The 12,716-nt window shown below is 69.6% G+C and carries 14 protein-coding genes; 2 read left to right on the plus strand and 12 right to left on the minus strand.

Going from position 1 to position 12,716, the window contains the following annotated elements; all coding sequences use genetic code 11:
- Window positions 1–113: 113 nt before the first annotated feature.
- The 8 genes from ACIBUY_RS07710 to ACIBUY_RS07745 form a co-directional block, all read right to left on the minus strand.
- Window positions 114–878 carry a DUF3159 domain-containing protein gene (locus tag ACIBUY_RS07710; protein WP_365566535.1) on the minus strand — a complete coding sequence of 255 codons (765 nt, stop codon included), beginning with the start codon at window positions 876–878 and terminating at the stop codon, window positions 114–116.
- Between the two features lie 3 nt (window positions 879–881).
- Window positions 882–1,301 carry an OB-fold nucleic acid binding domain-containing protein gene (locus ACIBUY_RS07715; protein ID WP_399152090.1) on the minus strand — a complete coding sequence of 140 codons (420 nt, stop codon included), beginning with the start codon at window positions 1,299–1,301 and terminating at the stop codon, window positions 882–884.
- Between the two features lie 40 nt (window positions 1,302–1,341).
- On the minus strand, window positions 1,342–2,025 hold the full coding sequence (locus ACIBUY_RS07720; protein ID WP_365566536.1) for a response regulator: 684 nt from the start codon (window positions 2,023–2,025) through the stop codon (window positions 1,342–1,344).
- Window positions 2,022–4,595 carry an ATP-binding protein gene (locus ACIBUY_RS07725; RefSeq protein WP_399152091.1) on the minus strand — a complete coding sequence of 858 codons (2,574 nt, stop codon included), beginning with the start codon at window positions 4,593–4,595 and terminating at the stop codon, window positions 2,022–2,024. Before ACIBUY_RS07725 ends, ACIBUY_RS07720 begins: the two co-directional genes overlap by 4 nt.
- A 179-nt stretch (window positions 4,596–4,774) precedes the next feature.
- Window positions 4,775–5,995, minus strand: coding sequence for an alginate lyase family protein (locus ACIBUY_RS07730; protein ID WP_365566538.1), 1,221 nt, complete (start codon window positions 5,993–5,995; stop codon window positions 4,775–4,777).
- Window positions 5,996–6,176: 181 nt separating this feature from the next.
- Window positions 6,177–6,950, minus strand: a complete 774-nt coding sequence (locus ACIBUY_RS07735) for a DUF3710 domain-containing protein (protein ID WP_365566539.1) — start codon at window positions 6,948–6,950, stop codon at window positions 6,177–6,179.
- Between the two features lies 1 nt (window position 6,951).
- Window positions 6,952–7,494, minus strand: coding sequence for a dUTP diphosphatase (gene dut / locus ACIBUY_RS07740; RefSeq protein WP_365566540.1), 543 nt, complete (start codon window positions 7,492–7,494; stop codon window positions 6,952–6,954).
- A complete protein-coding gene (locus tag ACIBUY_RS07745; protein WP_365566541.1) occupies window positions 7,491–8,075 on the minus strand; it encodes a PaaI family thioesterase in 585 nt (194 codons plus the stop codon). The genes dut and ACIBUY_RS07745 overlap by 4 nt, the downstream gene beginning before the upstream one ends.
- Before the next feature lie 58 nt (window positions 8,076–8,133).
- Here ACIBUY_RS07745 and ACIBUY_RS07750 point away from each other — a divergent pair, with 58 nt between their 5' ends.
- Entirely contained in the window at window positions 8,134–8,580 is a 447-nt protein-coding gene (locus ACIBUY_RS07750) for a DUF3093 domain-containing protein (protein ID WP_399152092.1), read from the plus strand.
- 1 nt (window position 8,581) lies between these two features.
- Here the strand turns inward: ACIBUY_RS07750 and ACIBUY_RS07755 are convergent, their stop codons facing one another.
- The 4 genes from ACIBUY_RS07755 to ACIBUY_RS07770 form a co-directional block, all read right to left on the minus strand.
- Entirely contained in the window at window positions 8,582–9,550 is a 969-nt protein-coding gene (locus tag ACIBUY_RS07755; RefSeq protein WP_399152093.1) for a hypothetical protein, read from the minus strand.
- Between the two features lie 13 nt (window positions 9,551–9,563).
- Window positions 9,564–9,860, minus strand: a complete 297-nt coding sequence (locus ACIBUY_RS07760; protein WP_018535993.1) for a DUF4193 domain-containing protein — start codon at window positions 9,858–9,860, stop codon at window positions 9,564–9,566.
- Between the two features lie 427 nt (window positions 9,861–10,287).
- Window positions 10,288–11,532 carry a HAMP domain-containing sensor histidine kinase gene (locus tag ACIBUY_RS07765; RefSeq protein ID WP_365566544.1) on the minus strand — a complete coding sequence of 415 codons (1,245 nt, stop codon included), beginning with the start codon at window positions 11,530–11,532 and terminating at the stop codon, window positions 10,288–10,290.
- A 7-nt stretch (window positions 11,533–11,539) separates the two neighbouring features.
- Window positions 11,540–12,193, minus strand: coding sequence for a response regulator transcription factor (locus ACIBUY_RS07770; RefSeq protein WP_111662538.1), 654 nt, complete (start codon window positions 12,191–12,193; stop codon window positions 11,540–11,542).
- A gap of 327 nt (window positions 12,194–12,520) precedes the next feature.
- Here ACIBUY_RS07770 and ACIBUY_RS07775 point away from each other — a divergent pair, with 327 nt between their 5' ends.
- On the plus strand, window positions 12,521–12,694 hold the full coding sequence (locus ACIBUY_RS07775) for a hypothetical protein (RefSeq protein WP_365566545.1): 174 nt from the start codon (window positions 12,521–12,523) through the stop codon (window positions 12,692–12,694).
- Window positions 12,695–12,716 lie beyond the last annotated feature (22 nt).

Consider the following 12,716-nt stretch of genomic DNA (forward strand, 5'->3'; position numbering starts at 1 on the left):
GAGCAATGGGCGAGGGCCCCACGAGCTTTGCTCGTGGGGCCCTCGCCCATTGCTCTTGGGGGCGCGGGGAACTGCGCGCCCAGCCACACACGACGCGCACCCGCGAACGTCGCTCAATCCTCACGGCGATGCCGCGCAGACCCCCCGGACGAGACCTCCCCGGAAGAAGCCTCCCGCTCCTTGGCGGCAGCGTCCTCCGCCTCCATCTCCGCGAACACGTCGATCGGCGCGGGCGCCTTCGCCAGGAACACCCACGTCAGCCACACCGCCAGCAGGAACGGCGGGATCTTCAACGCGATGAGCACCCAGCCGAACTTGGTGGTGTCGGCCCACCAGTACATCGGAAAGAGGATCGCGCACTTGGCGAGCAGGATGAGCCCCCAGGCCCAACTCGCCTTCGCGTACGCCTTCTTGCGGCCGGGGTTGCGCGTGCGCCATGACAGGTTCTCCTTGAACACCGGCCCGAGAATGAGCCCGATCAAGGGAACGCCGCACAGCGTGGTCACGATGTACGCGAGCGCGAGGCCCAACGTGTAGAGCATGCCCGGGAGATAGAAGTCCTTGGCGTTGCCGGTCATCATCGCGAAGACGACGCCGAACGCGACCCCGAAGACCCCGCTGAAGGCGTGCTTGACCGTGTCCTTCATGACCAGGCGCACGACGACCAGGACCAGGGACACCGCGAGGGCCGCGATGGCCGACATGTGCAGGTCCTTGTTGATCGTGAAGATGGTCACGAAGAGGAGGCCGGGCACGACGGTCTCCACCATGCCCCGCACGCCGCCGAAGGCCTCGAAGAGCGCGGCCTCCGTCACCGCCCTGTCCGCGACTTCCTGGTCTGCGTCTTCGCGGTGGGTCGGCTTGTCGAGGGACGTCACCGGCTACTCCCGTCCGAGCGGTCTGAGTTCGTACTTCGGGTTGAAGAGCACCCTACGGCCCCGGCTCATCGAGACCCGGCCCGAGGCGATCAGCTTGCGTCCCGGCTCGATGCCGACGATCGAGCGCCGACCGAGCCACACCACGTCCAGGGCCGCCGAGCCGTCGAACAACTCGGCCTCCAGGGCCGGGACTCCGGCGCGTGGCCGCAGGGTCACGGTGCGCAACGTACCAGTAACCGTGACTATTTGCCGATCGTGGCAATCACCGATGCGCGTACAGCCCGTGGTCTCCGCGTCCTCGCGCAGCTCCTCCGACTCCAGGTCCTCCTGCGAGGTGGACAGTCGGTCGAGCATGCGCCGGAACCGGCCCGCCGGTTTGCCGGACGCCCTGTCGGCCCTGTCGGAACGAGGAACAGCACTCATACACGAAGCGTACCCGGGGGCGCCGACACGAACGTAGGGCCTACTTCTCGAACCGGTACCCCATCCCCGGCTCCGTGATGAAGTGCCGCGGATGCGACGGGTCCGTCTCCAGCTTGCGGCGCAGCTGCGCCATGTAGACCCGCAGGTAGTTGGTCTCGGTGCCGTACGAAGGCCCCCACACCTCCTGAAGCAGCTGCTTCTGGCTCACCAGGCGTCCCGTGTTGCGCACGAGCACCTCCAGCAGGTGCCACTCGGTGGGCGTCAGACGCACGTCACGGCCGCCCCGGTTGACCTTCTTGGCGGCCATGTCGACGGTGAAGTCGTCGGTCTCGACGATCCCCTCGTCCTCGCCGCCCCCGGTGGGCTCCGCCCGCCGCACGGCCGCGCGCAGCCGCGCGAGGAGTTCGTCCATGCCGAACGGCTTGGTCACGTAGTCGTCGGCGCCCGCGTCGAGCGCCTCGACCTTCTCGTCCGAGGAGTGCCGGGCGGACAGGACGAGGATCGGCACGCGGGTCCAGCCGCGCAGTCCCTTGATCACCTCGACGCCGTCCATGTCGGGCAGGCCCAGGTCGAGGACGACCACGTCGGGGTGGCGGGCGGCGGCGAGCTGCAGCGCCTGCGCGCCGTCGGCGGCGGCGTCCACCTCGTACTTGCGCGCCTTCAGGTTGATGACGAGGGCGCGCACGATCTGCGGCTCGTCGTCGACCACGAGCACCCGGGTCATGCGTGCCTGCCTCTCTGAGTTACTGCGCTCAATGATTGATCGAGTTGATCAAGTTGATCGGGCGTGGGCGTCACTGCCTGCAGGGTGAGCACCATGGTGAGCCCGCCTCCTGGAGTGTCCTCCGCACTGAGTGTGCCGCCCATGGCCTCGACGAAGCCGCGCGCCACCGCGAGTCCGAGCCCGACTCCGGCACCGCGCGGGGCGTCGCCGTAGCGCTGGAACGGGGCGAAGATGCGGTCCTTGGCCTCGTCGGGGACGCCGGGTCCGCGGTCCACGACGCGCAGTTCGACCCGGTCGCCGAGCGTGCTGGCGGCGACCAGGACCGGCTCGTCGGGCGGGCTGTACTTGACGGCGTTCTCGACGATGTTGGCGACGGCCCGCTCCAGGAGTCCCCGGTCGACAAAGACCATGGGCAGCGACTCGGGGATGTCGAGCTCGACGCTCAGCTCCGGATCCGGTACGCCGCCCAGCGCCATCGGCACCACCTCGTCCAGGTCCGTCTCCCTGATGAGTGGCGTGACCGTGCCGGTCTGGAGCCGGGACATGTCGAGCAGGTTCCCGACGAGGTGGTCGAGCCGGTCGGCCCCGGCCTCGATCCCGGCGAGCAGCTCCGCCTGGTCCTCGGGCGACCACTCGACGTCCTCGGAGCGCAGGGAGGACACGGAGGCCTTGATGCCGGCCAGCGGGGTGCGCAGGTCGTGGCTGACGGCGGCGAGCAGGGCGGTGCGGATGCGGTTGCCCTCGGCGAGCGTGCGGGCCTGCTCGGCCTCGGACTGCAGCCGCTGCCGGTCCAGGACGACGGCGGCCTGTGCGGCGAACGCGGCGAGCACCCGGCGGTCCTCCGCGGGCAGCACGCGGCCGGACAGGGCGAGCGCCATGTGGTCGCCGACCGGCATGTCGACGTCGGCGTCCTCGGGCCGTCCGTCGGGCCGCGGTCCGACGCTGCCCGCGCAGGTCCAGGGCGCGGTGTCGCTCTCGCGCTCGAGCAGGGCCACGGACTCCATGGCGAACGTCTCCCGTACGCGCTCGAGGAGCGCCTCCAGGCTCGTCTCACCGCGCAGCACGCTGCCCGCGAGGAACGACAGGACCTCGGACTCGGCACGCAGCCTCGCGGCCTGGTGGGTGCGCCGTGCGGCCAGGTCCACGACGGAGGCCACCGACACGGCCACGCCCACGAAGATCACGATGGCGACGATGTTCTTCGGGTCGGCGATCGTGAACAGGTGCAGGGGCGGCGTGAAGAAGTAGTTCAGGAGCAGGGAGCCGACCGCCGCCGCGGCCAGGGCCGGCAGCAGCCCGCCGACCAGCGCCGCCGCGACGGTGAGCGACAGGAACAGCAGCATGTCGTTGGCGAGACCGAGATCGGAATCGACGTGCGTCAGGATCAGTGCGAGCAGCGCGGGCCCGCCGACGCCGACGAGCCAGCCCCACAGGATGCGGGAGCGGCCGAGCCGGGCGCCGCGCGCGACGGGCAGTCCGCGCCCCTTGGCGGCCTCCTCGTGCGTGACGATGTGGACGTCGAGGTCGGGGCCCGACTCCCGGGCCACCGTCGCGCCGACGCCGGGCCCGAACACGTACTGCCAGGCCTTGCGCCGTGACGAGCCGAGGACGATCTGGGTGGAGTTCACGCCGCGCGCGAACTCCAGAAGGGCGGCGGGGATGTCGTCGCCGATGACGTGATGGAACGTTCCGCCGAGGTCCTCGACCAGGGTGCGCTGGACCGCCAGCTCCTTGGGCGAGGCGGCGGTGAGCCCGTCGCTGCGGGCGATGTAGACGGCGAGGACCTCGCCGCCCGCGCCCTTCTCCGCGAGCCGCGCCGCCCGCCTGATCAACGTACGGCCCTCGGGTCCGCCGGTCAGTCCGACGACGATGCGCTCGCGGGCCTGCCAGGTGGAGCGGATGTTGTGCTCGCCCCGGTACTGCTGGAGGTACTCGTCGGCCCGGTCGGCGACCCAGAGCAGGGCCAGCTCCCGCAGGGCGGTGAGGTTCCCGGGCCGGAAGTAGTTGGACAGGGCCGCGTCGACCTTGTCGGACTTGTAGATGTTCCCGTGGGCCATGCGGCGGCGCAGTGCCTGGGGCGACATGTCGACCAGCTCGATCTGGTCGGCGCGGCGCACGACCTCGTCCGGGACGGTCTCACGTTGACGTACACCGGTGATCGCCTCGACCACGTCACCCAGTGACTCAAGATGTTGAATGTTGACGGTCGAGACGACGTCGATGCCGGCGGCGAGGAGTTCCTCGACGTCCTGCCAGCGCTTGGCGTTGCGCGAGCCCGGCACGTTCGTGTGGGCGAGTTCGTCGACCAGGGCGACGCCGGGTGCCCGGTCCAGGACCGCTGCGACGTCCATCTCGTGGAAGACGGAACCGCGGTACTCGATCTCCTTGCGCGGCACCTGCTCCAGGCCGTGCAGCATGACCTCGGTGCGCGGCCGGCCGTGGTGCTCGACGAACGCGACCACGCAGTCGGTGCCGCGCTCGATGCGCCGGTGCGCCTCGGACAGCATCGCGTACGTCTTGCCGACGCCCGGTGCGCTGCCGAGATAGATCCGAAGCTTGCCGCGTCCCATGGCCCCATTGTCTTCCTGTCGCTGCCGCACGCAGCCCACTGCTCCACGCAGCGTCGACCTTACGGTCAGCAATTCTGGCAAATGGGACAGATGCCTGGTGGGGAGACGTCTTTGACAGAACCCTGATGCGCCCGCGCGGCGTCTCGGGGAAGACGCCGCGCGGGGACCTTCCCGTCAGCTCAGCTGGGGTTCTCCGCGTGGGTGAGGGTCTCCCAGGCGACGAACAGGTTGTTGGAGCCCGCAGGCCGCTGCTGCTCGGTCAGCTTCTGGGTGTTGGTCATGGCGGTGCCCAGGCGGGTGTGCAGCGCGTTGTAGCCGACCTCGGTGACCGGTCCGAGCCCCCGGTTGACGCTGCCGCCGCACAGCCAGCTCGGCGGCGCCTCGCCGAGCTCGTACTTCGACTGGAAGCCGAGCGCCTGCCGCAGCCGCTCGCCGACGTCCGTGCCGTAGAGGTCCTGCCCCTGGATGCGGCTGGTCTCGGCGATGTGCGAGATGGCGGAGATGCCGTATCCGGTGTGCGTGAGGTCCCTGCACGTCTCCTGCGTCAACCCCGTCACGAACGTTGACTGACCTTGCCAATAGTTGACGATCTTCGCCGTCGTATCCAGATTCTGGCTCGGCACGGTCTTGGGCACCGCGCCGTCCGAGGACAGGTAGACGTACGCGGCCGTACGCGTCCGGAACTTGGCCATCGCCTTGTCGTACGAGGCCTTGTCCTCGAGGAAGACGGAGATGCCGACGGCCGCCTCCATCATCGACAGTTCCCAATTGCCGTTGGAGTTCGAGCCGTTGATGACCTTCGGCAGGTAGACGTCGCGCAGCATCGTCTTGAAGCGGCTCTCGTTCGCCCAGCCGCCGGTGTACGTGTACTTGATGATCTCGGCGGCCTTGGGCCAGGAGGAGCCCGCCCAGCCGGTCTGCAGCGGTGCGTTGCTGTTGGTGTGCTCCTTGATCGTGCCGGACCAGGCGTCCATGAGCGCGATCGACTTCTGCGCGTACCGCGCGTCGCGCGTGAAGTACCAGGCGAGCGCGTCGGTGTACGCGGCTATCGCGTCCTCGCGCTCGTCGGTGCAACCGTAGTTGGGGTTGGAGTACGAGCCGCACTCGACGGTGGCGCGGGGCTTGGGCGTGCGGTTCAGATCGGCGTACCTGCTCGCCATCATCTGGTCGAAGGCGCCCTTCCAGGGCTGGGCCCCGGCGTCGACCTTGGCCTTGGCGAAGTCCAACTGCCCCTTGGAGACGGTGACTCCGGGGTGGGCGAACGTGGCGGGCGCGGCCTCGGCGCGGTCGGCGCCTGGCCAGGTGACGACGCCGGCGACCAGGGCGGTGACGGTGGTCGCGAGGGTGGCAAGCAGGGCGGTGCGCGATCTTCTGTGACGAGCCTGCATGGTGGGGGCCATCCGTTCTCGTATATGAACGTGAGGCGCCGATGTGAACTACGGCGCTGGCCGGTGACCCTAGGTACGGACCAGGCCTCCGTCAATACCTGAAGAAAGAACGGCAGTTGAGGCCCGGCACGACAAAGGCCGGGGCCGCGCATCCCGGTGGATGCGCGGCCCCGGCCACGTACGGAAAACCGCGTCAGCGAACCTCGGTGATCTCCGGACCACGGGCCAGCTGCCCCATGCCACCGGAGAAGCGCGAGCCCTCTTCGCCGTCGATCTGGCCACCCTCGGCGACCATCTGCGCGTCGTCCGGGAGCTTGAGGACGATCGGGTCGCGCGGGGCCATCGGACCCTCGCCACGCACCACGACCGTGTCCCGGAAGATCTGCTCGAGCAGACCGGCGGCCTGCGGCTGCACCGCGCCCTGGCCCGAGATCACACCGCGCAGGAACCAGCGAGGTCCGTCCACACCGATGAAGCGCACGACCTGGAACCCGCCCGTGCCGTCCGGCAGCTGCACCGGCACCTGGGCCCGCAGCTCCCAGCCGAGCGGGCCCTCGACCTCGTCGATCACACCACCCTGCTGAGTGATGCCCGTGGCGATCTCCTCGCGGACCTCGCCCCAGATGCCCTCCTTCTTGGGGGCGGCGAAGGCCTGCAGCTGGACCGCGCTGTCCTGGAGGACGACGGTCGCGGCGACGATCGCGTCGCCCGCGACCTCCACGCGCAGCTCCATGCCCTCCACACCGGGGACGAAGAGTCCGCCCAGGTCCACACGGCCCTCGGCCGGCTCACGGACCTCGGTGGAGTCCCAGGGACCGTCGGGACGCGGCTCGGGCTCGAGCCGGACACGCTCCGACTCGCCCTGGTCCTCCGCATCGGTGTCGACACCGTCGACGACCTGCTCGGCCTCGCCCGCCGCGTCCACTGCGTCGTCAGCGGAGCTGTTCTTCTTGCGACGTCCGAACACGTCACTGTCCTTCCCGGTCGGATACGACCGAAGCGTATCGATTCCCACCCTTTTGACCGTCTACGTCCTCGCCGCCACCGGCAGCGACGCCCACAGAGGCATGCCCGCCGGTGGACCCGAAGCCCCCCTCGGCCCGAGCCGAGTCGGGAAGCTCCGCGACCTCATGGAAACGGACCTTCTCGACCTGCTGGACGACCAGTTGGGCAATCCGGTCGAAGCGCTCGAACCGCACACTCTCGCGCGGGTCGAGATTCACCACGATCACCTTGATCTCCCCACGGTACCCGGCATCCACCGTCCCTGGGGCATTCACCAGGGCGACACCGCAGCGTGCGGCGAGACCGGATCGCGGATGCACGAAGGCCGCGTACCCCTCGGGCAGCGCGACAGACACCCCGGTGGGCAGAACGACCCGCTCGCCGGGGGCCAGTTCGCACGCCTCCGTGGTCCGCAGGTCCGCGCCCGCGTCGCCCGGGTGCGCATACGCGGGCAGCGGTACATCGGGGTCGACGCGGCGGACGAGCACATCCAGTGGCTGGTTCACGGGTTCACCTCGAAGGCACGGGCGCGCCGGATCTGGTCCGGGTCGCTCATGGCTGCCCGGATCTCCTGCGGGCGGCCGTTGTCGATGAAGTGGTCGACCTTGACCTCGATGAAGAGGGCGTCGGCGCGGACGGCGACGGGCCCGTCGGGGCCGCCGATCCGGCCGGTGGCGGTCGAGTAGATCTTGCGCCCGGCGACGGCGGTGATCTCGGCCGACAGGTGCAGCACGGTGTCGACCGGCACCGGTCGCACGAAGTCCGTCTCGAGCCGCCCGGTCACGGCGATGGTCTGGATCAGCCAGTTCAGCGAGCCGAGCGTCTCGTCGAGCGCGGTGGCGAGGATGCCGCCGTGCGCGAGCCCGGGTGCGCCCTGGTGGGCGGCCCGCACGGTGAACTCGGCGGTGACACGCACCCCGTCACCGGCCCGCGCCTCCAGGTGCAGCCCGTGCGGCTGCTCGCCGCCGCAGCCGAAACAGTGTCCGTAGTGCGCGCCGAGAAGCTCGCCGGGGGCGGGAGCGTCGGGGTGCCGCACCGGCGCTATGGCGTCGGCCGGGGGCGTCAGAGCTGCTGAAGTACCACTCACAGGCGCAGACCTTACCCGCGAGTCCTATGGGGCCACGCATCGTGCCAAGCTTGTCCGCATGGAGCTCTCGACGACGCCTTACGAAGAACGCCTCACCGCACCCCGTTCGTGGTGGCTCGTCACGTTCCTGGTGGGCGTCGCCTGCGGTCTGATCCTGCTGCCCTTCGGCACGCTCCCACTGCTCGGCGGCTTCGTCGGCGGCCTGCTCGTCGCGGCCGTGGTCACCAGCCAGTACGGCTCGATCCGGATCCGCGTCGTGGCGGGATCGCTGGTGGCGGGGGACGCGAAGATCCCGCTGTCGGCCCTGGGCACCGTGGAGATCCTGGACGCCGAAGAGGCGCGCGCCTGGCGTACGTACAAGGCCGATCCGCGCGCCTTCATGCTGCTGCGCAGCTACGTGCCGACGGCGATCCGCGCGGAGATCACCGATCCCACGGACCCGACCCCGTACGTCTACCTGTCGACGCGCGAACCTGAAGCTTTGGCAAAGGCTCTCGGCGCCTGACTCAGTGCTCGAGCTCCAGGGGGTCCTTGGGCGCGTCCAGCGGCGGCAGATCCGGCAGGGCGTCCCACGGCACCTGGAAGCGGCGCAGGTCCCCCCGCACCCGCTCGGCCAGCTTCTTGGTGTCTCTGCGGTTCATCGCGGCCCCGACCGCCGCGCCCACCAGGAACGGCATCAGCGTCGGCAGGTTGCGCACCATGCGCTTCATGATCTGCTGGCGCAGCTCGCGCTTCATCTGGCCGCCCAGCGCCGCGTTTATCGTCGACGGCTTCGACACGTCGATGCCGCGCTCCTGCGACCACGAGGTCAGATACACGGTGCTGCGGTCCTTGAGGGTGCCCGTGGGCCTGACCCCGTAGACCTCGTGCAGCTCGGCGATCAGCTTCAGCTCGATCGCGGCGACACCGGTGATCTCCGCCGCCAGCTCCGTGGGCATTGCGGGCGGTACGGGCAGCATCGCGGCCGCACCGACTCCGGCGCCCACCGTGGAGGTGGCGGCCGCCGCTCCGGCGACCAGCTTGTCCGCGAGCTGCTCGGGCCCCAGGCCCGGGAACTGCCGCCGCAGGGCCGCGAGGTCCCGTACGGGCACCCGTGGCGCGTTCTCGATGATCCGGTCGGCGAGGTAGCCGACGCCGGCTCTCGCCGCGTTGCCGCTCTTGACCATCCCCGATTTCGCGGCGCTGCCGCTTCTGCGGACGCCGTCCTTGACCGCGGCCACGCGGCGCTTGGCCGGCGGCGCCCCGTCGGCCGTGGTGTCCGGTGTGCCGACCGCGTCGGCGTCGCGCAGATCCACGACGCCGGCCGCCGTCGGCTCGCCCGTCACGTCGTGCTCTCGCGACGCCTCGAGCGAGGCGTCTTCACTGGTGGAAGAGCCTCGCTCGTCGTCGTCACGCACGGCCTTCGACGGGCCTTGCTCCGCCCCCCGTCGCTTGATGCGGGGGCGGCGCTTCCAGGGCGGGGTCGAGCCGGTCATGCCCGACCCTGCCTCAGTCGCAGTCGCGGCAGATCGGCTGGCCGTTCTTCTCCCGCGCGAGCTGGCTGCGGTGGTGCACCAGGAAGCAGCTCATGCAGGTGAACTCGTCCTGCTGCTTGGGCAGGACGCGAACGGCGAGCTCCTCGTTCGAGAGGTCGGCGCCCGGAAGTTCCAGGCCTTCCGCCGCCTCGAACTCGTCCACGTCCACGTTCGACGCGGACTTGTCGTTCCGCCGGGACTTCAGTTCTTCGATGCTGTCCTCATTGAGGTCGTCATCGGTCTTGCGTGGAGTGTCGTAGTCCGTTGCCATGTCGCCTCTCCCCCTCTGGGTGTCTGCGGTGTCTCAGCGCACGTAACGCATGAGAGGCCGGACTTGTGCCCGACCTGAGGCGGAGATTTTGCCTCACATCAAGGTCTGTTACTCAATCGACACCCAACCCGACTCCTCATGAGTGATCGGCTTGGGTGGCGAACGGGACCGTACACGGTCCGATTGCCGCACTGCACGGGCGCCACCCCGTGTACTTCCCGTGATCAAGCTGCCCGAAAACCCGGACTTTCCCGGCTTTCGCACGACTATTGCGATCACGGAGAGTAGATGGCCGGAAATTCGCCCATGTGATCGATCACACACGATCTTCCCGGGCACAGGTCCCGAAAATTCCGCTAAAAGCGAACTCCTCAGCGCGTCGGCGGAAGCATGTCAGATCCGTACGCGCCGTGCACGTCGAACCCGTCTAGATCGGCAGGGTGACCCGCATCACGAGCCCACCCCCCTCACGCGGCTCGGCGGTGATCCGGCCGCCGTGGGCCCGCGCCACCGACCGCGCGATGGACAGGCCGAGACCCACGCCCTTGTCGCTGCCGGTGCGCTCGGTCCGCAGCCGCCGGAACGGCTCGAAGAGGTTGTCGATCTCGTACGCGGGCACCACGGGGCCCGTGTTGGCCACGACCAGGACCGCCTGGCCGTGCTGCGCCTCGGTGTCGACCTCGACCCAGCCGCCCTCCGGCACGTTGTACCGAATCGCGTTCTGTACGAGGTTCAGCGCGATGCGCTCGAGCAGCACGCCGTTGCCCTGGACGACCGCTTCCTTGCGCTCGCCGCGGATCTCGACGCTCTTCTCGTCGGCCTCGGACCTGGCCTGGTCGATCGCCTGGGAGGCGACCTCCGCCAGGTTCACGGGCTTGCGCTCGACGATCTGGTTGTCGCTGCGGGCGAGCAGCAGCAGGCCCTCCACCAGCTGTTCGCTTCGCTCGTTCGTGGCAAGCAGCGTCTTGCCGAGCTGCTGCAACTCGACCGGGGCTCCGGGATCCGAGAGGTGAACCTCCAGGAGTGTGCGGTTGATGGCGAGCGGGGTGCGCAGCTCGTGCGAGGCATTGCCGACGAAGCGCTGCTGTGCCGTGAACGCGCGCTCCAGGCGGTCGAGCATCTCGTCGAAGGTGTCCGACAGCTCCTTGAGCTCGTCGTCGGGGCCGTCCAGCTCGATGCGGCGCGAGAGGTCCGTGCCGGCCACGCGGCGCGCGGTGCGCGTGATGCGGCCGAGCGGGGACAGGACGCGGCCCGCCATCGCGTACCCGAACGCGAAGGCGATGATCGCGAGGCCGAGCAGGGCCATCAGCGAACGGCTCAGCAACACGTCCAGGGCGTGCTGACGCTGGTCGTTGACGCACTTGCTCAGTGCGTCGTTCAGCTCGCCGGCCGACAGCTGCGAACCGTCCGGGATGTTGTTGCAGATGGTGCTGGCGACCTTGCCCTCGACGATCTTGAACGGCAGCTCGCTGCCTACGTTCAGGGCCTGGGCCGCGAGCAGATAGATGATCGACAGCAGCAGGATGCCCGCGATGAGGAACATGCCGCCGTAGAGCAGCGTGAGCCGTATGCGGATGGTGGGGCGCAGCCAGGGGAAGGGCGGTTCGACCGGCCCTCCCGGCTTCCAGGTCGGCTTCGGTGGCGCCTTGGGCGGCGCTGGTGCGGCGGCCATGGAGGGCTCAGATCCGGTAGCCGGAGCCGGGCACCGTCACGATGACCGCGGGCTCGCCGAGCTTGCGGCGCAGGGTCATGACGGTGACGCGCACGACGTTGGTGAACGGGTCCGTGTTCTCGTCCCAGGCCTTCTCCAGGAGCTGCTCCGCGGAGACGACGGCGCCCTCGCTGCGCAGCAGCACCTCCAGGACGGCGAACTCCTTGGGCGCGAGCTGGATCTCCTTGCCGTCGCGGAACACCTCGCGGCGGTTCGGGTCGAGCTTGATGCCGGCGCGCTCCAGGACGGGCGGCAGCGGCACGCTCGTACGACGTCCGAGGGCTCGGACACGGGCCGTCAGCTCGCTGAACGCGAAGGGCTTGGGGAGGTAGTCGTCCGCCCCCAGCTCCAGGCCCTCCACGCGGTCGCTGACGTCGCCCGAGGCGGTCAGCATGAGGATGCGGGTGGACATGCCCAGCTCGACGATCTTGCGGGCGACGTCGTCGCCGTGCACGAGCGGGAGGTCGCGGTCGAGGACGACCACGTCGTAGTCGTTCACGCCGATGCGCTCGAGGGCGGCCGCGCCGTCGTACACGACGTCGACGGCCATGGCCTCCCGGCGCAGTCCGGTGGCCACCGCATCGGCGAGCAGCTGCTCGTCCTCGACGACGAGTACGCGCACGTCGCTTGTCCTTCCTCTGGCCACCCGCGGGCACGTTCGGGCGCGCGGGCAGGTCCGTTCATGGGGTGTGGGCCTCCATCCTGCCCCTTTCGGCCATAAACCGGCTGTAAGGCGGCGAGGCGTCGGGGGAATGCCGCAGTTTTCCCGGGGGTTGAGGTTTCCGTGGAAGGGAGCGGGGGGAGGACGGCTTTACACCCGCGATCACGCTTTGTATGTGGCATGCCACGAGCCGCTGTCGACCCTCAGTCGGCTCGAGACGTGATCGCCCCTTCCACCGGGCACACCCCCGTGCCACCGACCCACGACCCAGGACGAGGGGGCGCAACCATGGACGCATTCACCGCAGGACTGCTCCAGCGCATAAGGGCGGCCGAGACCGACCTCACGCGGGCGCGCGAGAGCGGCGACGACTTCCTTGCCGAGGTCGAGCAGGGCGAGCTGGACGACCTCCACCGCCTGGCCGCCGAGCACGGCGTGGAGGTTCACGCCACGAGCGTCTGACCCGAGCACGAGGAAGGGCCCC

The sequence above is a fragment of the Streptomyces sp. NPDC050085 genome, from assembly GCF_044460595.1.
GTDB lineage: Bacteria > Actinomycetota > Actinomycetes > Streptomycetales > Streptomycetaceae > Streptomyces.

Excerpts from the sequence above, each read along its gene's own strand:
- ACIBUY_RS07715 (WP_399152090.1), bottom strand. The coding sequence starts at position 1,301 with ATGAGTGCTGTTCCTCGTTCCGACAGGGCCGACAGGGCGTCCGGCAAA.
- ACIBUY_RS07720 (WP_365566536.1), bottom strand. The coding sequence starts at position 2,025 with ATGACCCGGGTGCTCGTGGTCGACGACGAGCCGCAGATCGTGCGCGCC.
- ACIBUY_RS07725 (WP_399152091.1), bottom strand. The coding sequence starts at position 4,595 with ATGGGACGCGGCAAGCTTCGGATCTATCTCGGCAGCGCACCGGGCGTC.
- ACIBUY_RS07730 (WP_365566538.1), bottom strand. The coding sequence starts at position 5,995 with ATGGCCCCCACCATGCAGGCTCGTCACAGAAGATCGCGCACCGCCCTG.
- ACIBUY_RS07750 (WP_399152092.1), top strand. The coding sequence starts at position 8,134 with ATGGAGCTCTCGACGACGCCTTACGAAGAACGCCTCACCGCACCCCGT.
- ACIBUY_RS07755 (WP_399152093.1), bottom strand. The coding sequence starts at position 9,550 with ATGACCGGCTCGACCCCGCCCTGGAAGCGCCGCCCCCGCATCAAGCGA.
- ACIBUY_RS07760 (WP_018535993.1), bottom strand. The coding sequence starts at position 9,860 with ATGGCAACGGACTACGACACTCCACGCAAGACCGATGACGACCTCAAT.
- ACIBUY_RS07765 (WP_365566544.1), bottom strand. The coding sequence starts at position 11,532 with ATGGCCGCCGCACCAGCGCCGCCCAAGGCGCCACCGAAGCCGACCTGG.
- ACIBUY_RS07775 (WP_365566545.1), top strand. The coding sequence starts at position 12,521 with ATGGACGCATTCACCGCAGGACTGCTCCAGCGCATAAGGGCGGCCGAG.